Source organism: Streptomyces sp. NBC_01478 (genome assembly GCF_036227225.1).
Taxonomy (GTDB): domain Bacteria; phylum Actinomycetota; class Actinomycetes; order Streptomycetales; family Streptomycetaceae; genus Streptomyces.
Genome location: NZ_CP109444.1, coordinates 98219 through 123462, shown reverse-complemented (window position 1 = coordinate 123462; position 25244 = coordinate 98219). Strand labels below are relative to the sequence as shown.

Sequence of the window (25244 nt, the reverse complement as noted above, 5' to 3'; positions counted from 1 at the left end):
TGCCACGGCGGTGAGTGGGCGCAACCCTCCTTGGCTGTTCCGAGTCGAACCTCCCAGGGAGGCGCGATGGTGGGCAGGACTTGGGAAGCTGGGCGACGGGCGTGGGGGCTGGCGGCCTTGGCGCTGCTCCTCGTCCTCGGCGGAGCTGCCGTGCTCGCCGTGCCCTATCGCCACAGCCTTTCCACCGTGCGGGCTTACGAGGCCGCATCAAAAACCCGGGGCATCCCTGCCGTGGTCAAGAACCTGGAGGACCACTCCAACGGTCATGGTGGCGTCTACTGGTTGGAGGTAGCTGGTCCCCCATCGGTGTCCGGCAGGATCCGCCTCGACGACTCCGGCCCCGTGCTGTCGAGGCTGCGGAAGGGCGACCGCATCGGGGTAGTCGTCTGGCACGGCCGCCGCACCGACATCACCTTCGACGGACGCGTTCAGCAGACAGTCGAGGCGCCGACGACGAATCCGGGTCTCTACCTGGGCGCCGGCCTGAGCATGCTGGCCGGCGGGGCGCTGGCGCTGTACACCGCCGTCTGGCTGCGCCGTGGGACGCGTGAGCCGGCCCGGCGCCGCGCCGCAGACGGGCTCCCGCTCACCGGCAAGATGATCGTCGGAGCCTGCGCGGTCACCGTCGTCTCCGGCATCGTCACTTCCGGCGAACACGAGAGCGACCCGCTCGGATTCCTCGTCACCTGGCTGCTCCTCGCCCTCGTCAGCCTCGCCGTGTGGGCGGTGAAACACCGGATCCGGAACCGACGGCGCGGCTGATGGTCCCAGCGCAAGTCAATCCACCAACTGGGGCCGCTGAAGGCCACCAACATCCCGGGGCCGTTGAACAACGTCACAGCCACGTCTGCCCGCTGTGCCGGGCAGACGGGTGCGTTTCTCCTTGAGGGACCGTCCGGAAGGTCACCTGTTCATGTGGTGGTGCGGGCCGCGCACGCCGTGATGCCCTCTCCTGGACACGGCCGTCCCCGTCTCTGCTGGGGGAGGACCTCTCATGCGCAGACGCGCGCCGTTGGCGGCGTTCCGGGGACGACGACTTCTAGTCGAAAAGGGTCACACCATGAACAGACTCGCCACCCTCCCAGCGAGCCGTAAGGGGAAGGTCTCGCTCGGGCTCGGTGCCGCCGTGGTCAGCCTGACGATCTTCGGCGGCGCGGCCGCGGCGAACGCCGCGTCTGCTCCGGCACCCCAGCAGGCGGCCCGCGCCACCGGCGGGGGCGTCACTCTCGGCGAGGTCGGTTGCGCTCCGGGCACGATCACGGTTAAGCCGTTCAATCCGGTTGAGGTGAAGCCGGTTCCGCAGAAGCCGGTCGGCGCCGGAGGTGAGAAGACCGTCGACAACCCCAACTGCAAAGACATCGCGCATGCGATTATCGGCACCTGGCGGAGCAAGGACTGCGAAACCGCGAGTCAAGACCTGACGCGGCGGCGCACCTACGTGTTCGGCAGGCATGACGTCGCCGCCATCACCTACGATCTCTACGGTGGTGCCGGCTGCGACGAGAACGCAAAGCTCTTCACGATCACGACCCATGGGATCGCAGCATTCGTCGGTCCTTCGACTACGGTCGCGGGGGCCTCGAACGTCCTCTTCACGTTCAAGAGCCGCGCGGCCACGCCTACCACGGCCGGGCTGGGCGCGCTGCAAAAGGCGTGCCCGCAATATCACTGGGCGCCGGGCGTCTCCGTGGACCTCAGCAAAGATGGTTGCGGCGCGCTCGTTCAGTCGAACACGGAGTGCCCCGTTGAGTACGACCTCGCAGCGATCGTCTCTGGCGTCGCCTACTTCGGCGATCGAAGCCACCCACTTTGCACGGAAGCCACACGACCGACGAAGCTCGCATCGTGGGGTGTCGTAAAGAAGCGATAGTCGGCCTGCCTGAGCTCGGCTTCTTATGCCGAGCTCAGAGGGCATTCCGTGCAGCCGATGGCCGAGCGTCTGGGCGTGACAGTCAACAGCTCCAGCAGTACCCCCTCCTCCTTGGCTGAGGAGCACGCCGAGCTGCCGCGCGGAACGCTGAGATCAACTGCCGGTGTTCACGCGGCTCCTGGCCCATGATCTTGGCTCAACGCCTCTGGAAGCCCCGCGCGATGCCGACGAAGGTTGGCAACGGGGCTGCGGGAGCGGATCTACGGGCGTCGGCGGGCTGCGCTGAGTTCAGACACGCGCTCGGTCGCGGTGCGGTCGTTCCAGACGTTGGCCAGTTGCACGCGCGAGTGCACGTCGAGCTTCGCGAAGATCGAACGCAGGTGTGTTCCCACGGTGTTGGGCGACAGTCCCAGCGTGCGGGCGGCGGCCTGATTGGTCTGCCCTGCGCTGATCAGTTGCGCGACTTTCCTTTCTGCTTCGCTCAGCGCGGCCCACCCGGTACGAGGCCGCTCGACATCGTTGATCCATTTGGAGCGGCGGATCCCGGCGCGGCGCATCACGTGCTGGAGCGCGAGTACGGATCCGCGCGCGCCCATTTGGTGGTTGATGTCCCAGGCGAGGTCGAGGTTGGCCACGCCTTCCTTTCGCTGCCCAGCGGTCAGCAGCGCCCGGCCGTAGTCCTCGTAGCCGCCGGCCCTCAGCGCGGGCCGCGGGCTGCGGGCGAGCATCTCCGTGGCCCGGCGCAGGAGGGTGAGGTCCTGACGAAGAGTGCCGCGCAGTTGCAGCGCTATTCCCTCGAAACTGGCCACACCGGGGTTGCGGGCAGCCCCCTCCTCGGCAAGGGCCACCGCGTGCTCGGCGAAGCCCAGATCGCTGGCGGCCAGGCCGAACCGGGTGAATCCCCTCAACCAGCCGGGCCACCAGGGCCAGTAGGTCGGCGACTCCCTGGCCCGGTACAACGCGGGGGACAGGATCGACATGGCCTGGTCCAGGTGGCCTTCCGCCGCGCTGATCCACCCCTGCAGCAGGTGCAGGCCAGGCAGGCGGACCTCGTCGTCGGCGTCCGCGTGCGTCAGGGCCGGGGTCAGACGGTTGCGGGCTCCGGCGACGTCGCCGCGCAGCAGCGCGACGGAACTTGTGATCATGATCGCTTGCAGGCCGTGCGTGTGGTTGCCGAGCTCCTCGCTCAGCGCGATCAGGGTTCGGGCGGTGGAGTCGGCGTCATCGAGGCGGCCGAGGCTGAACTCCTGCCACAGCTGTGCGTACAGCACGGAGGGCAGGATCGCCTCGACCTGGTCGCGGGCATCGGTGTGGGCGGCGCCGAGTATCGTCTCGGCCTCGGCGAAGCGGTCGAGCAGTTGCAGGGCCAGTATTTCCTGAGCCAGGTGCGTGTGGCCGGCGGTCGTGCGCAGTGCGCGGAAGTGGGCCAGGGCTTCGGCGTGGTGCCCGGAGTTCTTGGCTGCCTCGCCGAGAGCCTGGAGCGCCACGGTGATCGCCTCACGGTCGCCTGTGAGCCGGGCTTCGGCCAGGGCTGGTTTTGCCGCCTGTCTGGCGATGTCGGCGGGTTCCGTCCGGGTGAGGGCCAAGGCGCGCGAGGAGGTGAGCCAGGACCGCAGCGCAGGCGGCAGACCGGGCTGGGACAGCGCTGTGTCGATCCGGGTCAGGGAGTCGGCGAGCCGGCCCATCAGCCACAGGGCGCGGGCGGCCAGGACCTGAATGCGGGCGGTGGCTGCGGGATCGTCGGACCAGGCCAGCAGTGTGTCGGCAACCGTGACCGCCTCGGCGCAGCGCTGGACCCGGGAGAGGATGTCGACGCAGTGTTCCCCGACGGTCAGCCAGGCGGGCTGGGCGGGACGCAGGAGCTGGAAGGCCTGGAGGGCGAGATCGCCTGCGGTGTGGGGCATGGCCGTGACGGCGGCGTCGGCGGCCTGGGTGAGGATCCTCGCGCTGGCCAGGTCCCCGGGTGCCGCGCTCGCCCGCGCGTGCGGGGCGGTGCTCAGCGGGCCGTGCCCGGTCGCCATCAGGTGTTCGGCGCAGCGCTTGTGCAGGGCGCGTCGGGCGTTGTCGGTGAGGTCGGCGTAGACCGTCTCGCGAACCAGGTCGTGCCGGAAACTGAGGCGGTGGTCGCGGGCGGCAAGCAGACCGGACTCGACGGCCAGCTCCGCCCAGGCCCACACATGAGCGGCCGGATGTTCGGCCAGCAGGGCAGTGGCGTCATCGACCGCGAACGGCTGGCCGAACACGGCCGCGGTCTGCACCAGTTGGCGTTCGCCCGCGCCCAGGCCCAGCAGTTTTCGGCGTGTCGCGAAGACGAACTCGGCCGGGACCTGGTCCTCCGGTTCGCCCCGTGTGCGGGCCTGTGCCAGGCCGTCCAGGATCTGCGTGACCAGAAAGGGGTTGCCGCCAACTCCATTCAGCATGCCGCGGACCTTCTCGGAGGGGGCGCTGCCGAGAAGGTCCTGCGCGAGGGCGCCGACATCGTGGGTGTCCAGGGGACCCAGGTGGATGAACTCCAGGGGGACCGAGGGGATCTCGGTTCGCGAGAGATCCGAGATCAGGCCGCCGGCGGCGTCGCGCCCGGCGACGGCCCACACGATGGGTGACCCGGCCAGACGCGCGGGCAGGGCCCGCACCACGAACCTGGTCAACCGGTCCGCCCACTGGGCGTCGTCGATGGCGAAGATCACAGGGGAGACGCAGGCGAGCTTCTCGAGGTGGGTGCTGACCTGCTCGAGGAGTTGAAGAGGCTGGTCGACGCTGCGCTGGAGTTCGGCCAGTGCGTCGGAGGCGATCAGAGGAGACGCACCGGAGCGCAGCGCCACCAGAAGCGGTGCGCCCGGGGATATCTGCCCGGATTCATCGGCCTTGCCGGCCCCCGAGGCGAATCCTCGCGTCCGGGCCTGAGCGATCAGCTCCTCAAGCACCGCGGTCTTGCCGATGCCGGCTTCGCCGGTGAGGACGACGATGCCACTGCGTCCGTCCTGCTCCGTGCGCCGGACCACCGAGAGGGCCGACGACATCGCCGTCGCACGTCCCCGCAATACGGTCCTGGCCACTTCAGGCCCCTCCAGCGCCTGCGCGACGGTACCGGCAGTGGCCGTAGCTCATGATCGGGGCGGGGGCCGGGTGGGACCAACGACACGCCTTGTACATGCCTCCACCATAGTCAGTGCACACCTCTCAGGCGTGCATGCCCCGTTCCGCATCCCCGCCCTGAAGCTCGACCGACCGGCAAGCGGATCACGGTCGTGGTTCTGCGGCCATCACCCGAATCCGTCAGCTCGCAGGCGGCACAGCTCGACGTGCGCGGTCCCTCACCTGAACAGGTGGGGGACCGCACCTCGCGGGTCGGCAAGGCTCTTGTCCTGCTGACCTGTTGAGAGCTTCCCTTCGGCTTTGGCCGTCTGTGTGTTGGGCGGTCAGAAGACGAGATCCTCGATGCGCTCGGACCCGGAAGTGACCTCGAACTGGTGCCGAATACCGATGCCCTCGCTCAGCAACCGGGCGATCAGCATCGCCACGTCGGCACGAGGAATGCTTCCGCCGCCGATCCCCTCTCCCAGCCGGACCCGCCCGGACCCCGGCCGATCATCGAGTCCGGAGGGACGCACGATGGTCCAGTCCAGCGAGCGCGCACGAAGGTTCGCATCCGCGTCGCTCTTGAGACGCAGATAGATCTGGAACGGATCGGCCGAGCCGCTGTCGAAGTAGTCGGCACCCATCGAGGAGATGAGCACGTAGCGGTTGACCGCGGCCTTTTCGGCTGCGTCGGCCAGCAGGATCGGACCGTCGCGGTCGATAACCTGCTTCTGCCGGGTGGTGCTGCCATAGCCGGCACCCGCCGCGAACACCACGGCGTCGGCACCGGACAAGGCCTCGGCAAGCGCCTGCACACTGATGGTCCCGATATCGAGCACCAGTGGCGTGCCCCCGGCCGCAACCACATTGTGCCCCTGCCTTTCGGAGCGCACCGTGCCCACCACTGTGTGGCCCTGCCGGCTCAGAAGCGCTGTCAGCAGCAGTGCAATCCGACTGTGCCCACCGACGATGACGACCTTCATGTCTTCAACCCATTCATTACCTGTGGCGATGGATCAGGAACGGCCATGGCCGTTCCTGATCCAGGGCTCTGGCGGGCCAAGGCGACCGGCTGGACTGCCTGCGCAGGGAGCCGACTGGCCGCCGATGTTCAGCGACGCACACTTCGGCAAGCACTCCTCGGGCTTGTCCGCGGCGTGCGGTCACCGGCACGTCTACTGCGCTGCTTCCGCGTCCGGGACCACGCCCATGTGATGGCCCATCCGGATGTCGAAGTCTGCTCCGGTAGCCCGGGCGTAGGCGCGGACCCGCTGGAACCGGTCCAGGAACGCGGGGTTCTGGACCAGTGCCACCGTGGCCCCCTGGGATTCCAGCAGATCTTCGGGAGCGGGCAGGGTATGACGGTTGATCATGTTCTTTGCCGTGCCGAGCGCCACGGAGTCGAAGGTGGCGATCCGTCGTGCCAGTGCGTCCACGTAGCCAGTCAGGTCCGCGTCCGGTAGAGCCCTGTTGATCCACCCGTATCGCTCAGCAGTCACTGCGTCGAAGTCGTCCGCGCTGAGAACGATCTCCAATGCCCGTCCCCGACCCACGAAGGCCGCGAGCCGTTCGATACCCCCGCCGCCGGGGATCAGACTGCTGCCGATCTCGGGCTGCCCGAACAGAGCTGTCTCTGCGGCGGCGAAGCGCATGTCGCAGGCGAGCGCGAACTCGTTTCCGCCGCCCCGGGCCCTGCCGGTGATCTCCGCGATGGAGATCACCGGTACCTGGGAGAGCCGGACCGTCATGTCCAGGAACGGCGGTAGCCCCGTCGGGCCCGGAGTGGTCGGCAGGCCGCCGCCGGAGAAGTCGTAGCGGGCGAAGAAGAAGTCCGGGTTGGCGCTGTCGAACACGACCACCCGCAAGTCGTCCGCGTCCTCCATCGCAGTGACGATGTCCTGCAGCTCCGCGGCCGTCGTGGCGTTCATCAGGTTGATCGGCGGGTTGTCGAAGGTGACCCTCCAGCATCCCGGGAAGGGGACCGTGATCGTGAACTGCGTCAGGTGGGGCGTCGTGGCAGTCATGGCGACCTTCCAGGTCAGGCCGTCTGCCGGGTGGGCAGGACCGTGATCTCGGGCAGGTTCACACGAGCGGGCAGCCCCACCGCATAGGCGACCACGTCGGCGACGTCCTGAGGAGTGAGCCACTCGATCGTGTCCCGGGTGGCGGCCAGCCGTGTGCGTACGTTCTCGTCAGCGATATGGCTCTGCAACTCCGTGCCGACGATGCCCGGTTGGATCGTGGTGACCCGCACGTTCTTCGGTCCCAGTTCCGCACGCAGGTTGTTGCCCAGGTGGATCACATAAGCCTTCGACGCCGCGTAGACCGAGAACGTCGGAAACACACCCCGGCCGGCAAACGAAGCCGTGTTCACAAGGTCCGCTACACCGGTGGTCGCCGCGGAGCGCACGAGCTGCTCGGTGAACGCGATCAGCGTGTTGTTCACCGCACCGATGTTCAGCTCGACCTGGCGGCTCCAGTCCGGTGGATTGAGGTCACTGAGCGGCGTCGGCAGCATGATGCCCGCATTGCTCACTACGATTCCGGCATCGCCGAGTTCACGGGCAATCTCGCCTGCCACTGCTGTGGTGGCCGATGCGTCGGTGAGGTCGACCGGATAGGACGCTGCCCTGCCTCCCGACGCCGTGATGTCCTTGACGATCGCCTTGAGCTTGTCCTTACGGCGGGCAAGCAGGGCGACCGATGCACCGCGTGCAGCGAACGTCCGCGCGATCTGTTCGCCGATGCCGCTGGATGCTCCGGTCACCACAGCGACACGGCCGCTCAGTTCTGCCGAAGAGGGCATGACGCACCTTTCAGGGAATGCGGTGGAAAATTGACCCCGGACCCGGCGGCAGAACGCGAGAAGGCAGCCGGATCCGGGGAGCACATGTGGGGCTGGCTGAGACGCGGCACGATCCCGCAGACTCACCGGGCCCGTTGAATCGCGTTCCCTGCGGGCCCGGGCGGTGCCTGCCTTGCGCCCTGCAGGGCTCCCGCCTGCAGGGCGCAAGCGCGCGACCAGGCGGCAGACGCCTACGCCTTGCCGAGCAGTTCGCGCACGTGCTGGACGATCTCCTCGTTGGTGTAGGCGTGGCCGGCGATGCCCCAGCCTCCGGGGACCGCCTCGGTGAGGGCGACCCAGGTGCGCTCCTCCAGCGTCGGGTCACCCGCGGCCTTGGCGACCAGAGCGGTGAATTCCTTGACCAGCCCAAGCTGCTGCTCGCGGTCCAGCGCGCCGGCATTGGTGGTCACGTTCACGCGCACACCGGCGCTGCCGCCGGCGGTCGAATGGGAGTCCGGGTCCAGCTCGTGGATGAACGCGGCGGTGTTGTCGAGGAAGAAGGGGATCGCGGGCACCTTCTCCCATCGCATGATCGCCTGAGCGAGTTCCTGGGCGAGTGCATGCTTGTCGTCGAACGTCCCGGTCGGGGCGTACACGTCGATCATCGGCATGGCGATGTCCTCTCGTGAGTGGGGATTCGTGATGAAGAGACATCCTCGGGACAGGGCTTGCTCCACCCGGTCCCGGTCGGTCCGCTGGCCACAGAGCCAGGAGAGCACGATCTTCCAGCCGGACAGCCGTCCATTCAGTGCGCTATCCATAGTGTGGGTCCACTGCCATTCCCGCTCACTCACCCAAACACGTGATAGCCCCCCTCATGCGCCCCGTGCGGGGCCGGCCGGGCGCGGCGATGATGCTGAAGCTGCCGATCAATCAAGAAGGGCGCGCCGGACACGTCGCCGATGGTCTTGGCGTTCTGCAGCACCTGCTGCTTGGGTGCCGCGGTCCGGGTGCTGTGCGCCTTCGATGGTCTTCGCGTTGGCTTGCAGGCTGACGCCCTCCTCCCGTCGTGTGTACCGGCGGCCTGCCTCTGGCTCTCGTCAGCCGCCGGCTTGCCTGAGCAGTTCAGCCGCGATCGAGAAGGGCGGCGCCGCCTTCGGAGACTTTCGGGCGTGCTTGACGATGGCCGCCTGGAGCGAGTGGTCGTCGGGCGACCGCGGGTAGGCGAGACGCACGGGCTCCTGCAGTTCGGGGGAAAGCTCGGTGAAGCGACCGCCGTCGGTGAAGACGCCCTTGTGGGTCAGGTAGGTCAGCAGGCCCATGCGGTCGGCGAGGCCGAGCGAGCTGTGCAGGGCGATGGCTTCCCAGACCCGGCTGATGTCGCCGTCAGGGACCCCGTGCTCGGCCAGCAGCTTTGCGGCGAGGTCCGCCCCTTCGACCTCGAATCGGGCATTGCCCTCGGCAAGCATCCCCAGCCCGAGGTCGTGCATGACTGTGGCGGCGAACAGCAGACCCTCGTCGTATGCCGCATCGCTCAGCAGGTCTTCTTGCTGAGCAGTCAGCCGTGCGAAGTAGAAACTGCGCAGGCTGTGTTCGGCAATCTGCCTGTCCACCGTCTCGTGCAGGATCGCGAGGGCTGCGTCGGGGATGTCGCCAGTCGGTACAACCAGAGGATCGTTCATGGCCCGAACCTAAGCTGCCGTCGCCGTCCACAAAAAGTGGCCCGTGGGCCTTCCTCCGCTGCCATTGGGCCATGATCTCTAGTGATGTGGCCGTGCCTCTGCGCCATCACGTTGTCGGATGACCTGCGCCTGGGGGGCTTGTTAGGCGGTGGCGGTTGTTGAGTGCGGGGCTGTGGACAGCCCGGACAGGTAGCGTTCGGCGTCCAGGGCAGCGGCACAGCCGGACCCGGCTGCGGTAATGGCCTGCCGGTATCGCGAATCGACGAGGTCTCCACAGGCGAAGACTCCATCGAGGTTCGTGTGCGTCGTGGGATGGGCGGCGCGCACGTAGCCAGCAGCATCGAGATCGACCTGGTCGCGGACGAGAGCGGACCGCGGGTCGTGTCCGATCGCTATGAACAGGCCCCTGACCGGCAGCTGCCGAGTCTCAGCCGTCACGGTGTCACGAAGGGTGACACCCTCGACTCGCTGGTCACCGACAATCTCCGTGACCTGCGAGTTCCATACGAACTCCAGTTTCGGGTCGGCGAAGGCTCGTTCTTGCATCGCCTTGGACGCGCGAAGCCCGTCGCGCCGATGAATCACGTAGACCTTCTCGGCGAACCGAGTCAGGAAGGTTGCCTCTTCCAGCGCGCTGTCCCCACCCCCCACGACGGCGATCTCCAGTCCGCGGAAGAAGAATCCATCGCACGTAGCGCACCAACTCACCCCGCGACCGGAGAGTCTGTCCTCGCCCGTCAGCCCCAGGTGGCGGTAGCCGGAACCCATGGCCAGCACAACCGCGCGGGCGTGATGGCTGCGACCGGAACTGTCGAGTACGGTCTTGACCGGTCCTGTCAGCTGGAGGCCGACGGCGTCATCGGGCACGAGGTGAGCGCCAAAACGTTCGGCCTGCTTCCGCATCTGGGCCATCAGCGTTGGCCCGTCGATGCCGTCGCCGAAACCGGGGAAGTTCTCGACCTCGGTGGTCGTCATGAGCGCCCCGCCGCTGGTCACCGAGCCTTCGAAGACCAGCGGCTTCAGCTGGGCCCGGGCGGCGTAGATCGCGGCGCTGTACCCGGCGGGGCCCGAGCCGACGACGATCAGTTCGTGGAGCTCGGAATCACCGGACATCGAAGCTGTCTCCCTTGACCGCCTTGCCCGACCCGCGAGCCCAGGACCACGCATAGCCCGGATCCTCGATGCCCGAGACGTCCGCGCCGAGCATGAGAGGCGCGAAGGTGTCGATCATGACCGCCGTTTCGTCCGTCGACTTCAGCGCAAGGGACTTCTCGTGGCTGCCGGGCTGGGGTCCGTGGATGTAGCCGGCAGGGTGCAGAGAGATCGAACCCTGGCTGATCCCGGTGCCGGCGCGGCTCATGAAATCCCCGGTGTAGAAGAGGACTTCGTCGGAGTCGACGTTGGAGTGCGCGTAGGGCACCTTGACGGCGTCGGGGTGGTAGTCGAACAGCCGCGGCACGAACGAGCAGATGACGAACCGCGGTCCCTCGAACGTGATGTAGGTCGGCGGCGGCAGATGCAGCGCGCCGGTCGAGGGCATGTAGTCGTGGATGTTCAGGGCGTACGGGTAGTTGTAGCCGTCCCAGCCGACCACGTCGAACGGGTGATACGCGTAGGCGTAGCGGGTGACGCCGGTCCGGGTCCGGACAAGCACATCGGCCTCACCCTCAGCCGGCGCGGGCAAGGACTCCGGACCACGAAGATCGCGCTCGTTGTAAGGCGAGCCGTCCAGGAACTGTCCCAGCGGCGACATGAAGCGCTTCGGCGGGCGGATGTGCCCTCCGCCCGTGCACTCGACGACAAGCAGACGCAACTCGTCCGAGGTCAGCCGCCACCGGTGGGTGGTTGAAGTGGGGATCACGACATAGTCGCCGTCACCGACCTCCATCGTTCCGTACGAGGACTCGAGTACGGCCGAGCCGGACTCGATGTAGCACAGCTCGTCGCCAACGGCGTTGCGGTAGAGACCGCTGCTGCGCACAGCCGCCACGTACAGCACCGACAGATCGGTGTTGGCCATGAGGAGATGACGGCCGGTCACCGGATCGTCGCCCACGCCCAGCTTGTGCGTGAGGATGTGACGCGGCAGCAGTGGAGAGTTCTTGACCTGCTCGCGGTTCTCGTACGCGACCTCTTCCGCATCTGTGATCACGGTGGGCAGGTTGCGGTGATACAGGAACGACTGGTTCCAGGTGAACCCTTCCTCGCCCTGCATCTCTTCGAAGAACAGGTTTCCTGCCGCGTCGCAGAACTGTGTGTGCCGGCGGCGAGGAACCTCACCCAGCCTTCGATAGAACACTTGGGCACCTCCGATAGTCGGTGAACGTGCGCATATATCGGTGGAGTCTGCGAGTCTTCGGTCTTCGTGTCAACCCCTCGCGGGTCCCGCCGGTGCGCGGTCGCCGATTGACAGCCGGGTGTCCCGGGGTTAGCTTGCTACCGATTAACGGTTTAGTCGTTCGATTATCGACTGGGGACGCAAGTGCGCGAGTTGATGACCGTTCCCATGGGAACGGAAACCAAGGCCACCGAGATCTACTCAGGTGTGGCACGGATGGCGGGTGTGCTGTGGTGTACCCGGGCGCGCGCCACACCGGGCAAGACTGCTTCGACTGCCGTCCTGGTCGTTCACCCGTCATCCAACTTCTTGGGGCACTACGCCTTGGACGCCTGGGCGCGGCGTGGTGTCGATGCGATCGCGATGACTACCCGGTACATCGGGAACGACAGCTCCCTCCTGCTGGAGAACTGCCTGCTCGACGTCGCCGCAGTGGTTGCTCAGCTGCGGAGAGAGGGTTACGAGCGGGTTGTACTCGTGGGCAACTCCGGAGGCGGCGGACTCGTCGCCCTGTACCAAGAACAGGCTGCGCGCGCCACCATCACCGCGTCCCCCGGCGGCAGCGGACCGGATCTGACCCAAGCCACGCTTCCCCCTGTCGATGCGCTGGTCACCTTGATGGCACATCCCGGCCGGGCGAATCTGCTGGTCGAGATGCTGGACCCGTCGATAGTGGATGAGAGCTCGCCGTTCGAGCGTGACGCGGATCTCGACATGTTCGACAAGCGCAATGAGCCTCCGTACGACCGTGAGTGGCTGGCGCGATACCGCGAAGCACAACGGGCCCGCAACGAACGGCTCACCGACTATGCGCTGGATCAGATCGCACGCGTCCGCGAGCTGAGCGACGGCCGTGTCAACGACGTTCCGATGGTGGTGCACGCCACGTGTGCCGACCCGCGAAACGTCGACCTCACCATCGATCCCTCGGACCGCGAGGCCGGCACGCTCTGGGGCGACGCGGCTGTTGCCAACCTGATCCCCACCACTCTCGGCCACTTCACCTCCGCACAGTCGTGGCTGTCCCAGTGGTCGCTTCGAACGAGCAACGGCAACGGTCCGCAACGACTCGCGCGAACCGACGTGCCGGTACACGTCATCTACGGAACCGCCGATCAAGCCTGCTTCCCTGAACACGCACGACAGCTCTTTGACGCTGTGCCGCACGGTCGCAAGAAGATCAGCGCCATCGCCGGAGGCAAGCACTACCTCAACGGGCAGGCCGAACTCACGGAAACCATGGCTGACGTCCTGGTCGGCTGGATCGAGGACACCCTGTGAGTCTGATCGGCACCATCGAGACCTCCTGGCACAAGATCCCCCTTGGCGGCGGCCGGGGAGGTTCGGGAGCGACCGAGGTCGATCTCATCCTGGTCACCGTCACCGACGACGACGGTGCCACAGGACTTGGCTTCACCTTCGGGCTGACCGGAGGCGCCGGCGCTGTCAGGCATTTGATCGACAACGACCTGACCGCACTCGTATTGGGCACACCGCTCGATCACTGGCCAGCCACCTGGGAAGCTGTCTGGTCGCGGACACACCGGCTGGGCAGGGGGCATGCTCTTCCGGCGCTGTCAGCTCTGGACCTGGCCATCCATGATCTTGAGGCGAAGCGGCGTGGTCTGCCCCTTTACCGGCATCTTGGCGTACACGCCGACACCGTCGAGATCTACGGCAGCGGACGCGCCACCCACCAGATGGACGTGGCTCAGCTCATCGAGGGCACGCAGCGCTATGTAGAGGAAGGACTGCGTGCCGTAAAGCTTCGGGCCGGAGCGCTCGGAGTCGAGGAGGACGTCGCCAGGATTGCCGCCGTGCGAGCGGCAGTGGGCGACGGTGTCCGGCTCATGGTCGACTGCAATGAGAGGCTCGACCTCCCCACTGCGCTCTGGTTCTCCCGGCGCCTCGCCGAACTCGATGTCTACTGGCTCGAAGAACCACTGCGCTCGGATGACATAGACGGCCACCGCCGGCTCGCTGAGCAGACCGGTCTGCCGATAGCAGTCGGTGAGCACCTTCTTGGCCGCTTCGAGTTCGCCCAGTACCTCCAGCAGGGTGCCGCGACAATCCTCCAACCCGACCCACCGCTGTGCGGTGGCGTGACGGAATGGCGCCGGATCTCGGCGATCGCCGAGGCGGGATCGGCCTTCTTGTCGCCGCACTTCCTGCCCGAACTCAACATCCACCTCGCGGCATCGGTGCCCAACTGCCCATACGTAGAGCACTTCCCGCTCATCGACGACGTTCTCCTCGAAACGATCGAGATCCGGAACGGGCGAGCCGTTCCACCTGAACGTCCGGGACATGGGCTCCTGTTCGACCCGGACGCCCTCCACCGGTACGCCCACCTCAAGTGACACATAGGAAACCAGCGAAGGAGTCGCACATGTCGCAAGCATTTGCTTCCTCGGGCGACACTGCCCCCAAGGTCGAGACGTTGGAGACCGTTGGCGACGGCATCTGGGCCCTCACCGCAGAAGGCGACCCGAACGTCGGCGCCATCGAGGGCGAGGACTTCCTCGTCGCGTTCGAGGCGCGTGCCACCCCGCTCATGGCACGGCGGTGGCTCGAGAAGCTGCGTGAGCACACGGACAAGCCGGTCAAGTACCTGGTGCTGTCCCATTATCACGCCGTGCGCGTGCTCGGGGCAGCGGCGTTCGACGCCGAGGAGATCGTGGCGTCCGCAGAGACCAAGCGGCTCATCGGCGAACGCGGGAAGGAGGACTGGGACGTCGAGTTCGGCCGTATGCCGCGGCTGTTCGACGGATATGAGGAGATCCCTGGGCTGACCTGGCCGACCAAGACGTTCGACCAGCACCTCAGCATCGATCTCGGCGGCACCCGGGGCACCGTGGAGCTGTCCTGGTTCGGCAACGGCCACACCTCCGGCGACATTGCCGCCTACGTCCCGTCGCAGAAAGTCCTGTTTGCGGGCGACCTCGTAGAGAACGGATCCGCCGTCTACACCGGCGACGCCTACCACCAGGACTGGATGACCGGAACCCTGGACAAGGTCGCGGAACTCGATGTCGAGGTGCTGGTCGGGGGCCGAGGGCACATCGCCCACACCAAGGACGAATCGCAGCGCGCGATCGAGCTCACCAGGGACTTCATCCGCCGAATGTTCACGGCCGTGGAGAAGGTGAAGAACGCCGGCAGCGACATCAAGGACGCTTACCTGGCGGCCCGTGCCGAACTGCTGCCGGACTACGGTGGAATGCCTGTGTTCGAACACGCGATGGTCTTCGATGTCCAGCGTGTCTGGGACGAACTCGATGGCAAGCGCCCCGCCATTTGGACCGTCGAGCGGGATCACGAAGTCTGGGACCGCCTCACCAAGTGATCACCGAGCTTCCTCAGCGTTGCCCCTCCACGGTGAGAACGGCTTTGGCGATCGGCGCTCGGCCGGGCAGGGCGGGTGAGAGCCGCAGCAGCCGGCCGCCCGGATCGGTGACCATCTGCACGTTCACCCGTGTCGACGGTGCTTGACGCCCCTCTGTTCCTCAAGCTGTGATCATCAGGAGCGCTGAAGTGTCAGGCTGCTGGTGGCGCGGGGGAGTAGTCGGCCCCTCCGTCGCTGACCCGGTGGCACTGGGCGAGCATGCCGCTCAGCAGGACGAAGTCCGCGTCGGCCTCGCACAGGACCTTCAGCAGACCCGGCGCACGTTCGGCGAGCAGGTGATGACCGCGCTGGTGTAGGCGTGGGCGGTGGACTCGCTGATCCCGAACCCGGCAGCGATCTTCGTTAGGATGGCGTGTTCGCACAGGTACATCAGCGTCACCACCGCGCGCTGAGACGGACGGACGGGTGACGACGAGCATGGCGACCCACTCCATGAGCGCATGGGGCAGGTCGAGTACGGCAGGACGGATGACCAACGAGGCCCCCGAACAGCATGGTTGAGACGTCAGACATCTCGACCAACAGCCCGGGGGCCTCGCTCGTTGCGCTTCGTGGACCGTCACCTGACCGGTGGCCAGCTCGAAGAAGCTCAGTCACGGAGCAGTGCTCCCGGCCGACGGCGGCTGCATCGCCTCCTGAGCTGCGCCAGCTCAGCCGCCAGGGCGGGCAGGTCCTCACAAATTGGAGTTGACGCTCCATAAATGCCGTGACAGGATCCCAGAATGGAGTGAATACTTCATTATCGGGTTCCTTTGCTTCGCGCCGGGCCCGCACACCCCCTCACTCCGCTGATACGAAAGGTCCCCTTGTGAACAGCACCCAGACGATCGCCGAGCAGGTCGTGACGTTCAAGGAGCACCTGGCCTCCCAGGCGCCCGCCGTGGTTCTGGGTCGTTTTGACGAGGAGCAGGCCGGTCTCGACCGGGCCGGCATCCCCTCCGGAGTAGCCCAGCCCGGGGCGGTCATGCCCGACGGCGATCTGCTCGACGCGCACGGTGCTCCGACCAGCCTGGCCAAGGCCCGTGATGGCAAGCCGGCCGTCGTCGTCTTCTACCGCGGCGCATGGTGCCCCTACTGCAACATCGCCCTGCGCGCTTACCAGGAGCAGGTGGTCCCGGCCCTGAACACGCGCGGCGTTGTACTCATCGCGGTCAGCCCTCAGAAGCCGGACGGCTCACTGTCCGTCAGGGAGACGAATGAACTGACCTTCCCGGTGCTGTCCGACCCGGGCAACCAGCTCGCCACCCCGCTCGGCATCCTCACCCACCCCACCGACGGCGCCCGTGAGTCCCAGGCCGCACTCGGCCTCGATGTGGCCGACGGCAACGGCGACGGCACTCCCAACCTTCCGATGCCCACGACCGTCCTGGTCGACGCCGCCGGCACGATCCGCTGGATCGACGTCCACCCCAACTACACCTCCCGCACCGAGCCGCAGTCGATCCTCGACGCCGTCGCGTCGCTGCTCGCCTGACACCCGTACACGCGGGGACCGGGCATCCCTCCTTCTTCTCAGGAGCGGACGCAGCCATCCGTCTACTTTGCCTCGCCAATGCAGGCCCGGCAGTCTCACCAAGAGTCAGGAATGCCCAGGCCAAAGCTCCAGGGCGGGCAGACGCAGCACCACATCGGGCGGGCCGGTGAAAGCGCGCGGATCATCCGGCGCCAAGCCGGCCACGTCGCAGCAGTACGCGATCGCGTTGTGCAGGTAAAGGCAGGATCGCAGGATCTCATCGCTTGGATCATCGGATGCGGCCTGACCGCCTCCCGGGCGGAGGTCCCAGTCCAACTCGACGCCGTCGCGGAATCTGCTGCCTTGATTACCGCTCTTCGGGTTGGCGTACATACCGTATCCCGCGGTGCCGGCGGTGAGCAGCGCCATCACACCCGGGGCGGAGGCGGTGTATCCGGCCCATTGCGTGACCACACAGCCGCCCGGAACGTCGGTGACGCCCACGGTGTCCGTGACTTCGTCCTCGGTCATGCCCGCCTCCCACGGGTCCATCAGCCATTCGTCGAAGTTGTCGATCCTCACGGGTTGGCCTTGGAGTCGGTGGGCCGCCTCGGCGCAGCTGATGCCGGCGACACAAGCGATGCTCATCCCGTCGAGGGCCACATCGGCCAGGACGTCGATGAGGCGACCGGCGCGCAATACGGTTGCCTGTTCCTGCTCACTGAGGCCCACCGTCGACGGGGCTGGCCCGAACAGGTCGGGTTCCGGACCCGCCAGATTGAGTCGGCCGGGCGACCAGCCGTTCATCTGCGGCCGCCACGGGTCCGCGCCGGCAGAGACCAACCTCAGGGCCATCTCGCGCTCGCGGTACATCACCGCCTCGAACAACGGCGTACGCCCGTACCACAATGCGTCGATGTCGACCGCAGCTCGGATCAGTTCTTCGAACACGTTCATCGGCATCCCGAAACTGGCCGCCTCATGCAGTTCGCCCTCGTTCACATGCCGAGTATGGCCGGTATAGCCTTCCGGCGACCTCACCTGTTTGCGTGGTGTAGCCGTCGGCGGTGACGTGGTGTGATCTCGAAGATGGCGCCCGGGCAGGGGCGACTCCAACGGCGCTTCAACCGTTGCGTTTGAGTCTTGAGTCACAGGTCAAGCGCTGGTGCGTGACGCAATGGGACGTCCTGATAGATCAGCTTGCGTCGAGGAAGAAGATCATCGGGAGTCCCGTTGCAGGAGAAGTCCGTCATCACGCGCACGGTCGAGGCGGCCGGGGGTGTGCACGCCCCCGGCCACTTGGGCGAGTTGACCCAGATCGTTGACTCCGGGTCGACCCGATGGCCAACATGCTGCCCTTCCGCAACCCGCGGCCGCACCTGCGTCGGCATCGCGCGCGGCTTCCAGAAGCGTTGGCTGAGATCATGGGCCAGGCGTACGGAGTTGGTGGAACCGTCTCCGACGCAAGCGACAATGACCTGCGCAACCGCCTGATCTTCGAAGAGCACTGGCAGACCCTCAAGAAGGCGCAGACGACCGAGGCCTTCTCGCACTCCGGTACCCAACGGACGATTCCGGTGAAGGACCTGGAGTTCGCCTACCCCGAACTGGCTCTGACAGGCGCGAGTTACTGACCTTGGCGTTGGAGTGGGTACCCAGGGTCAAGGGCCGGCCTGAGAGATCCCCGGCAACGCCCCGGTGCGGTCCTCGACCTGCTCAACGTGGAGGGGGCTGCAGCCGGTCTGCGGCGAGTGCGCGTGCCCTGCGTCCGCGTGTTCAGGAGGCGAGGGTCGCCAGCTCCACTCCCGCGTGGAGGAAAGCACCGACGGCGAAGTCCGCGGTGGTGTCGTAGGTGACGGGTTGGCTGGAGTCGGGGCGGTCGCCGACGCCTTGGACGTAGCCGAGGACGCCGTCTGGGTGGACGGCGGTGGTGACCAGGCCGTTCCAGGCACGGGCGGCGGCTGGCAGGTAGGTGGCCCGGTCGACGAGGGCGGTGGCGACGGCGTAGGCGACGGCATAGGCGAAGAAGGACGTGCCGCTGCTCTCGGGGCCGGGGAAGTGGGTGGGGTCGGCAAGGTTGACGTTCCAGAAACCGTCGGGACGCTGGACCGGGGGGAGGGCGGTCACCAGGCGTGTGAGGGTGTCGCGGTATTCGGCGGTGTTGGACTGGGCGGGCGGCAGGGCCTTGAGGGTCTTGACGTGGGCGGCGGCCACCCAGCCGTTGCCCCGCGACCAGACGACGGGCTTGCCCGAGGGCGAGACGATGTGGCCGGGCAGGAAATTCTTGTCGCGGTACCACAGGCCGGTCGCCGGGTTCAGCAGGCCGGGGCCTCCCTCGGCGTGCTTGGTGTGCTGGTACAAGCTGTACAGCTTCTGGTGGTAGCGGGCGTCACCGCGCAGGGTGCCGAGGCGCGCGAAGGGCGGCATCGCCATGTGGAGGGCGTCGGCCCACCACCAGTCGTCGTTCTTGTCGACTTGGTCGGTGTAGGTCATGCGGTGCAGCGAGGTCTCGATCGCGCTGATCTTGTGCGGGTCGGGTTCCAGCGCGTAGAGGTCGAGATACGCCTGTCCGGCGTTTTGGTTGTCGGCGATCCGGGTGCTGGAGCCCCCGTTGAGGGCGTAGTTGTTCTGCTCGGCCCAGGACCGGGCGTAGGCAAGGTAGCGGGCGTCTTTGGTCAGGGAGTACAGGGACAGCAGGCCGGAGAAGAAAGTCGCGTTGGCCCACTGGTTGTTGCCCGGGTTGGCGTGGGCGGCGATCCAGTGGTCGGCGACTCGGCGCAGCACGGTGATGATCGCGGCGCGCGAGGGCAGAGTGGACGAGGGCACGGTGGCGGGGGTGGCCATTGCGCGCGGCCCTGCGATGCCGGTCAGGGCGGACAGCCCCACCGCGGCGAGCGCGCTGCCGCCCGTGGTGGTCAGGAAGCGTCGTCGGTCCATGTCCTTGTCCATGGAGGCCAGGGCCTTTCATGTTTGAGGAGGGGCGGATTTCCCGGAGTTGGGGGGAGGGTTGGCTGCTGCTGTGCAGGAGCCCCCTTACGGGAATCGGCGCGGCGGATCGCCATCGGCCGTGCAGGGCGAACTCAGTTGGGGTTGCGGACATTGGTGAGGGTTTCCCAGGCCACGAAGAGGTTGTTCGTGCCGGCCGGGCGGTTTCGCTCGGTGAGAGTCTGGGTGTTGGCCATCGCGACGCCGTGGAGGGTGTTCAGTGTGTTGAAGCCGACCTCGGTGATGGGGCCGAGTCCGAGTTTGAGAGTGCCGCCGCACACGGTGGACGGGATGGCCGCGCCGAGTTCGTACTTCGACTGGAAGCCCAGTGCCTGCCGTAGCCGTTCACCGACCTGCGGATAGAGGTCCTGCCCCTGGATGCGGGCGGTCTCCAGGACGTGGGAGATCGAGGAGATGCCGTAGCCGGTGTGGGTGAGGTCGCGGCAGGTTTCCTGGGTGATGCCGGTGGTGAAGGTGCTTGCGCCGAACCAGAAGCTGACGATCTGGTCGCGAGTGGTGAGGTGCTGGCTGGGCACGGTCTTGGGCAGCGCGCCGTCCGAGGAGAGGTACACGAAGGCGGGGACGCGCTGCAGGTAGTGGCCGATCGCGGTGTCGTAACTGGTGTGGTCGTCGAGGAAGACAGAAATGCTGACGGCCGCCTCCAGCATCGTCAGGTCCCAGTTGCCGGTGCGGTTGGAGCCGTTGACGACCAGCGGGAGGTAGACGGTGCGCAGCATCGTCGCGAAGCGGCCGGCGTTGGGCCAGTTACCGCGCACGGTCTTGATGATTTCGGCTGCCTTGGGCCAGGAGGAGCCCGTCCAGCCGGTCTGCAGTGGGGCGTTGTCGTTGGTGTGGTTATGGATGGTCGCGGACCAGGCGTCCATGAGCTGGATCGCCTTCTGTGCGTAGCGGTCGTCGCGGTTGATGTACCAGGCCAGCGCGTCGGTGTACGCGGCTATCGCGTCCTCGCGTTCGTCGGTACAGCCGTTGTTGGGATTCGAGGAGGGGCCGCACTCCACGGTCGCCCGGGGTTTGGGGCTGCGTGACAGCGAGGCGTAGGAGCTGGCCATCATGCTGTCGTACGCGGTCTTCCACGGCTGGGCCCCCGCCTGGACCTTGGCCCGTACGAAGTCGAGCTGGGCGGAGTCAAGGTTCACGCCCGGGTGCACGAACGCCGCGGGCGATGCGGCAACGGCTGCGGCTTTAACGGTGCCGGGCTGAACGGTTGTGGCCCGCGTGGCGGCTTCCGGCGTGGGTGCCGGGGAAGCCGAGGCGGGAGCTATGACGGCTGCGGCCGCCACAGCGCCGAGCACGGCGGACAGGCAGGCGAACCGGGAGAGGGCTGTTAGGCGCATGGGGGGATGGCCTTCCATGAGGCGACTGCCGCTACGGAATTCCTATACGTGAACACTGAATGCGATGGTGAACCGTCGATGCCGGAAGGTAGTCGCGCGGGGACGAGGGCGTCAAGGTCTAGACCAACATTGCGGGGAGCCCGCGGCTGCACCATCACGCGTCCCGCGTAGTCCAGGACGCCAGGGCACTACGCGCACCACGTAGTCCGGGACGCCAGGGCACTACGTGCGCCGCGGGCGTTATCGAGGGCCATGCCGACAACGCCGACCGCCCCCAGAACTCGACCTGCGTCAACGCCGGCAACACCATCGGTGACAACCTGATCTTCAACATCATGCAGGCGCTCGTCGACGGCGGGGCGATCAGCATGGAAGGGCCACCAGGCGCAGTACGTACACCAGGCCGACGGCACGATCGACGCTGCGGCTGCGCTCGCCAACGGCCCTGGTACTGGCACCGCGCGGGCGGGCGGCCTGAGCGTGATCAGGCAGGCACGAGGAAGGACTCGACGTGGTCCAGCATCGTGTCCAGCCCCGCCTCAAGCGCCGCGGTGTCGCGACGGATTTGGGTGAGCAGCAGGCCGCCCTGAAGCGTGGTCAGCAGCGCCAGCCCCAGTCGCTCCGGGTCGGCGTCGGCACGCAGTTCACCACGATCCTGCATGGCCCGCAGGCCATCCACGACGGACTTTTCCCACAGCGCGAACCCGGCCGCGACCTCCTTGCGGGCATCAGGGTCCGTTTCAGCCAGCTGACTGCCGAGAGTCCCGATGGGACAGCCTCCGACGTAGTCCAGCGAGCGCTCCAGGTCGACAGCGAAATCCCGCCAGGCCCGCAGCGCCTCCATGCTGTCGAGGCGGCTGTACCGAGGCCGGGCGGCCCCGAATCTGCCGAGCACCTGCGCTGTATGGACGGCGATGACTGCCTTTACCAGGGACTTCTTGTCCTTGAAGTAGTGGTAGATCTGCGAAGGGTTCACCTCCGCGGCTTCCTGTACGTCCTCGATGCTGGTGCCGGCTACGCCGCGCTCGAACATCAGGACCGCCGCAGCAGCCGCGATCCGGTCGCGCGTTGCCTGACCCTTGCGCGTTAGGCGCGGGACAGCGGTACCGACCTCATCAGTGTGCACGTCACGAGGGTAAGCATTTTGGAGCAAGCATTACAAACTCCTGACGAGACGCCCGATCGTCCGCGGTGTCTCGATTTCCGGCGGTCGGGCAGTTCATCTGGCGCGAAGGGGTCACCCCTCACGACGACGCTTCCGTGGCGAGTGTCCGCAGTCGGCATGACCGGTACGTCCGGTGCCTCATGCCGTGCCCCAGTCTGCCGGTCTCACGAGCGTGGCACCTCAATTGCGTTGTCACCGCAGTTCGAGTCCGCCGTCGATGGTGATCACCTGGCCGGTGACCCAACTCGAACCTGGTGATGTCAACTGCACGATCCAGCCGGCGATTTCTTGGGCCTCTCCCCGGCGTCCCAACGGAATGTTTGTCCGTTGCTGAGCTTTGACAGTTTCCGCCTCGTCGTGTGACAGACCTGAGGCTGTCAAGACTTCGCTCTCCGTGGGGCCGGGGGCTACGGCGTTCACTCGGATTCCGTGTGGCGCCAGCTCCAGCGCCCACGTCCTCGTCAGGTGCTCAAGTGCACTCTTCGCGGCGCCGTAATGTGCCGAGCCTGGGCTGGGGCGGTGACCGAACGTGCTGGAGACATTGACGACGCAGCCGCGTGTCTCGCGCAGCCACGGCAATGCCGCCTGGGTAAGGAGTGTCGGAGCGACGACATGAATCGCAAAGAGTTCGTCTACCTGTTCGGCGAGTACGGTGTCGAGGCCGGCGCGGATCGTACCGCCCGCGTTGTTGACCACAATGTCCACGCGCCCCCATAGGTCCACAGCCTTCCGCACAACCGCACCCGGAGCCTCGCGGTCTCGCAGATCCGCGGCGAACGGTTCGACGCCGCGGGCCAGTTCCGTGGTCCGTTGCAGCGCTTCGGCTCGACGCCCGACGCCAAGGATCCGCACGCCCTGATCAGCGAGGGCGATGGCTGTGGCACGTCCGATGCCGGAGCCCGCTCCGGTCACGATGGCCACAGGATGTTCCGTAGCAATCGAGTTCATGCGTGCTCCCCGTGTGGTGCCTTAGGTGAAGACGAGTTCACTGGTGATTTCGATCGCCGAGCCGATGCTCGACGCGACAGGACAGTGCCGGTGGTGGCGCTCATGGGCGCGTTCGACTTTCTCGACCTCGATATTGCTGTCGCGCCGGAGTCGGTACGTCACGTGAATGCTGCGGATGCGGAGCACCCCGCGTTCCTTGACGATGACTCCCTCGGCTCGTGCCTCCAGCCTGCCGTTGTGAGTGTCCTGGCCCAACGCGAGCAGCATCCCTGAGAAGGTCCCGGTCAGGCAGCCGGCGGCCGCCCCGATCAGATAGTCGAGCGTCGTCGCATGCGGAGTCAGCTCGCTGTCGGGAATCTTGTAGTGCTCGGCGATCTCGTCACGCATGCCCATGGGGACTTCGCCGTCGACCGGCATCGTCACCAGCTTCGTTCGCCCGGGACTGGGCCGAACGGTGAATGTGGGACGTTGAACGATTTGCTCTTCCGCCGTCTGTGTCATCAGGTCCTCGCTTCCATCTCGGGCTCGCGCGCCAGGGCCTGCTGCCAGGCGGCACGGATGCGGTCCATCCAGGATTCGTCGGACGACCCGGCCTCGATTTCCCGCACAGCGGCCAGGTAGCAATCGGGGCGGACCAGATAGGCGGCGTCGCTCGGGTGGTGCAACGGATGCGGTGTGCTGCTTCCCTCGACCTGGAGCGTGAACAGCTGGACCACCCCTGACTCGTCAACCGAGTAACACCTCAGCGTGCCGGGGGAGGCGGCCTCTGTCCGGATCACGGTGAAGCGGCCGGCGGCGATCTTGCGGACCGTCGTGGGGACACCGTCATGGATCAGCCGGAAGTCCGGGATCATGGAACCCGGGCGTGGCAGCCGAGCCGTGGGGAGACACTCGGACGGAGTCGTCAGCGGCGACTGCGTGTAGGCATGCGGTTCGTAGAGCTTGCCGGAGTCGACCAGGTGCGCTTTCGCCGGATCATTGGCCGCCTGAGCGAGGGTTTTGTTTCGTTCGGCCAGCTCTTCCGGAGTCGAGGGCGTCATGAAGTTCATGGACTGGCCCGTGACGAGCACATGGTGAGCGGCGGCGGACTCGCGTTCCGTGGCATACGTGTCGAGGAGCCTGTCCGGCGCAGTGCCGGCCAGTACCCCGGCCAGCTTCCAGGCGAGGTTCTCGGCGTCCTCCATGCCGGAGTTCATCCCTCGGGCGCCGAACGGCGACACGACATGTGCGGCGTCACCGACGAGGAAGACCCTGCCCTGTCGAAACCTGGAGGCCTGCCGCTGCTGGAAGGTCCAGCCGTTGCAACGAAGGATCTCGATCTCGACCTCGTCGACCTGCGCGTGATCAAGGACAGCTCGAATACGCCTGGTCACGCCGCCAGAGGTGAGTTCTTTCTCGACGTCGAGCTCTGGCGGAATCTGCCAGTCCAGCCGCCAGACGTCCTCGCCGAGGCTGTGCATCAGCACGATGCCCTCTGGATAGAACGGTGGGGAGAACCACAGCCGCCGTTCCGTGGGGAAAGGAAGCTGTGCTCGAAAGTCCGCGACGAGGAAACGGCCGTTCGTCCGCCAGCCGTGGAAGTCGATCCCGAGCGTCTTGCGCGTCGGGCTGCCCACGCCGTCCGCCGCAACGACGTACGACGCGTTGAGCACGCGTGTGTGTCCCGAGCCGTCGACAACGCGGACCACGGCGTGATCGGCGCCCGCTCCGTCGTGGACGACTTCGGCGGACGCCCCGTGGAGGATGCGAACGCCCTCCTGCCGCGCGACGGCATCGTGCAGCAGTTCCTCGACCCGGTACTGGGCGAAGTTGATGAAGGGCGGATAGACGCTGGAGGCGTCCCTGTCGAAAGTGAGCCGGAGGATCTCCTCGTCGCCGTAGTAGGTCCGGCCGAGGGACCAGCTGCTTCCGCGTTCGAGGATCTCCTCGGCGATCCCCATCCGGTCGTAGAGAGCGATGATGTCGCGCTGGATAGTGACAGCACGTGACTGTCCGCAGCTCGGCGTTTCCCTCCGCTCCACGACGACGCAGCGCACGCCCGCGCGTGACAGTAGGAGTGAAGTCGCAATCCCGATGGGGCCCCCGCCGATGATGATGACCGGAAGCGCGACAGCCTTGTCGAGAGCCATTATGATCTCCGATAATCGGTTGCCTCGATCGTATATTGAGCATTAGCGCT

At 66.7% G+C, this 25244-nt stretch carries 22 protein-coding genes and 1 pseudogene; 7 read left to right on the top strand and 16 right to left on the bottom strand.

Annotated elements, in window-relative coordinates:
* Positions 1–66: 66 nt before the first annotated feature.
* Together OG223_RS00570 and OG223_RS00565 are read left to right on the top strand one after the other, a co-directional pair.
* The gene (locus tag OG223_RS00570; protein ID WP_329240746.1) at positions 67–762 is read left to right on the top strand and encodes a hypothetical protein; all 696 of its coding nucleotides are present in this window, start codon (positions 67–69) and stop codon (positions 760–762) included.
* A gap of 298 nt (positions 763–1060) precedes the next feature.
* Positions 1061–1870: a hypothetical protein gene (locus OG223_RS00565; protein ID WP_329240742.1), complete on the top strand. Its 810-nt coding sequence runs from the start codon at positions 1061–1063 to the stop codon at positions 1868–1870.
* 260 nt (positions 1871–2130) lie between these two features.
* Here OG223_RS00565 and OG223_RS00560 read toward each other — a convergent pair whose 3' ends face one another.
* The 8 genes from OG223_RS00560 to OG223_RS00525 form a co-directional block, all read right to left on the bottom strand.
* Positions 2131–4926: an AAA family ATPase gene (locus OG223_RS00560; protein ID WP_329240740.1), complete on the bottom strand. Its 2796-nt coding sequence runs from the start codon at positions 4924–4926 to the stop codon at positions 2131–2133.
* 363 nt (positions 4927–5289) lie between these two features.
* Positions 5290–5931, bottom strand: coding sequence for an SDR family oxidoreductase (locus tag OG223_RS00555; protein WP_329240737.1), 642 nt, complete (start codon positions 5929–5931; stop codon positions 5290–5292).
* Between the two features lie 192 nt (positions 5932–6123).
* Positions 6124–6972 carry an enoyl-CoA hydratase/isomerase family protein gene (locus OG223_RS00550; protein WP_329240736.1) on the bottom strand — a complete coding sequence of 283 codons (849 nt, stop codon included), beginning with the start codon at positions 6970–6972 and terminating at the stop codon, positions 6124–6126.
* Positions 6973–6986: 14 nt separating this feature from the next.
* Entirely contained in the window at positions 6987–7754 is a 768-nt protein-coding gene (locus OG223_RS00545; protein ID WP_329240734.1) for an SDR family oxidoreductase, read from the bottom strand.
* A gap of 230 nt (positions 7755–7984) precedes the next feature.
* Positions 7985–8554, bottom strand: coding sequence for a tautomerase family protein (locus tag OG223_RS00540; RefSeq protein WP_329240731.1), 570 nt, complete (start codon positions 8552–8554; stop codon positions 7985–7987).
* A 279-nt stretch (positions 8555–8833) separates the two neighbouring features.
* Positions 8834–9415 (bottom strand): HD domain-containing protein, encoded by a 582-nt coding sequence (locus OG223_RS00535; protein WP_329240729.1) that lies wholly within the window; start codon positions 9413–9415, stop codon positions 8834–8836.
* Positions 9416–9556: 141 nt separating this feature from the next.
* Complete coding sequence (gene trxB, locus OG223_RS00530; protein WP_329240726.1) at positions 9557–10528, bottom strand: thioredoxin-disulfide reductase; 972 nt, start codon at positions 10526–10528, stop codon at positions 9557–9559.
* The gene (locus tag OG223_RS00525) at positions 10518–11714 is read right to left on the bottom strand and encodes a homogentisate 1,2-dioxygenase (RefSeq protein WP_329240724.1); all 1197 of its coding nucleotides are present in this window, start codon (positions 11712–11714) and stop codon (positions 10518–10520) included. Before OG223_RS00525 ends, trxB begins: the two co-directional genes overlap by 11 nt.
* A gap of 183 nt (positions 11715–11897) precedes the next feature.
* Between OG223_RS00525 and OG223_RS00520 the strand changes: the two genes are divergently transcribed.
* Genes OG223_RS00520 through OG223_RS00510 form a run of 3 tightly spaced genes read left to right on the top strand, consistent with a single transcriptional unit; the run spans position 11898 to position 15099 of the window.
* The gene (locus OG223_RS00520; RefSeq protein WP_329240721.1) at positions 11898–13034 is read left to right on the top strand and encodes an alpha/beta fold hydrolase; all 1137 of its coding nucleotides are present in this window, start codon (positions 11898–11900) and stop codon (positions 13032–13034) included.
* The gene (locus tag OG223_RS00515; RefSeq protein ID WP_329240718.1) at positions 13031–14113 is read left to right on the top strand and encodes a mandelate racemase/muconate lactonizing enzyme family protein; all 1083 of its coding nucleotides are present in this window, start codon (positions 13031–13033) and stop codon (positions 14111–14113) included. Before OG223_RS00520 ends, OG223_RS00515 begins: the two co-directional genes overlap by 4 nt.
* A gap of 29 nt (positions 14114–14142) precedes the next feature.
* Positions 14143–15099, top strand: a complete 957-nt coding sequence (locus tag OG223_RS00510) for an MBL fold metallo-hydrolase (RefSeq protein ID WP_329240716.1) — start codon at positions 14143–14145, stop codon at positions 15097–15099.
* 58 nt (positions 15100–15157) lie between these two features.
* Here OG223_RS00510 and OG223_RS00505 read toward each other — a convergent pair.
* Positions 15158–15635, bottom strand: a pseudogene (locus OG223_RS00505) (helix-turn-helix domain-containing protein); the annotation flags it as partial.
* A gap of 332 nt (positions 15636–15967) precedes the next feature.
* Between OG223_RS00505 and OG223_RS00500 the strand changes: the two are divergent.
* Positions 15968–16633, top strand: a complete 666-nt coding sequence (locus OG223_RS00500) for a peroxiredoxin-like family protein (RefSeq protein ID WP_329240714.1) — start codon at positions 15968–15970, stop codon at positions 16631–16633.
* Positions 16634–16738: 105 nt separating this feature from the next.
* Here OG223_RS00500 and OG223_RS00495 read toward each other — a convergent pair whose 3' ends face one another.
* Positions 16739–17614, bottom strand: coding sequence for an ankyrin repeat domain-containing protein (locus tag OG223_RS00495; RefSeq protein WP_329240711.1), 876 nt, complete (start codon positions 17612–17614; stop codon positions 16739–16741).
* Between the two features lie 338 nt (positions 17615–17952).
* Between OG223_RS00495 and OG223_RS00490 the strand changes: the two genes are divergently transcribed.
* Positions 17953–18246 (top strand): hypothetical protein, encoded by a 294-nt coding sequence (locus OG223_RS00490; protein ID WP_329240708.1) that lies wholly within the window; start codon positions 17953–17955, stop codon positions 18244–18246.
* 142 nt (positions 18247–18388) lie between these two features.
* Here the strand turns inward: OG223_RS00490 and OG223_RS00485 are convergent, their stop codons facing one another.
* The 6 genes from OG223_RS00485 to OG223_RS00460 all read right to left on the bottom strand — a co-directional run bounded on the left by OG223_RS00485 (position 18389) and on the right by OG223_RS00460 (position 25194).
* Positions 18389–19549, bottom strand: a complete 1161-nt coding sequence (locus OG223_RS00485) for a glycoside hydrolase family 88 protein (protein WP_329240705.1) — start codon at positions 19547–19549, stop codon at positions 18389–18391.
* Between the two features lie 143 nt (positions 19550–19692).
* On the bottom strand, positions 19693–20952 hold the full coding sequence (locus tag OG223_RS00480) for an alginate lyase family protein (RefSeq protein ID WP_329240702.1): 1260 nt from the start codon (positions 20950–20952) through the stop codon (positions 19693–19695).
* Between the two features lie 484 nt (positions 20953–21436).
* Positions 21437–22078 carry a TetR/AcrR family transcriptional regulator gene (locus OG223_RS00475; RefSeq protein ID WP_329240699.1) on the bottom strand — a complete coding sequence of 214 codons (642 nt, stop codon included), beginning with the start codon at positions 22076–22078 and terminating at the stop codon, positions 21437–21439.
* 231 nt (positions 22079–22309) lie between these two features.
* Positions 22310–23065, bottom strand: a complete 756-nt coding sequence (locus OG223_RS00470) for an SDR family NAD(P)-dependent oxidoreductase (RefSeq protein ID WP_329240697.1) — start codon at positions 23063–23065, stop codon at positions 22310–22312.
* Positions 23066–23086: 21 nt separating this feature from the next.
* Positions 23087–23566, bottom strand: a complete 480-nt coding sequence (locus OG223_RS00465) for an OsmC family protein (RefSeq protein WP_329240694.1) — start codon at positions 23564–23566, stop codon at positions 23087–23089.
* A complete protein-coding gene (locus OG223_RS00460; RefSeq protein ID WP_329240691.1) occupies positions 23566–25194 on the bottom strand; it encodes an FAD-dependent monooxygenase in 1629 nt (542 codons plus the stop codon). Before OG223_RS00460 ends, OG223_RS00465 begins: the two co-directional genes overlap by 1 nt.
* Between the last annotated feature and the right edge of the window lie 50 nt (positions 25195–25244).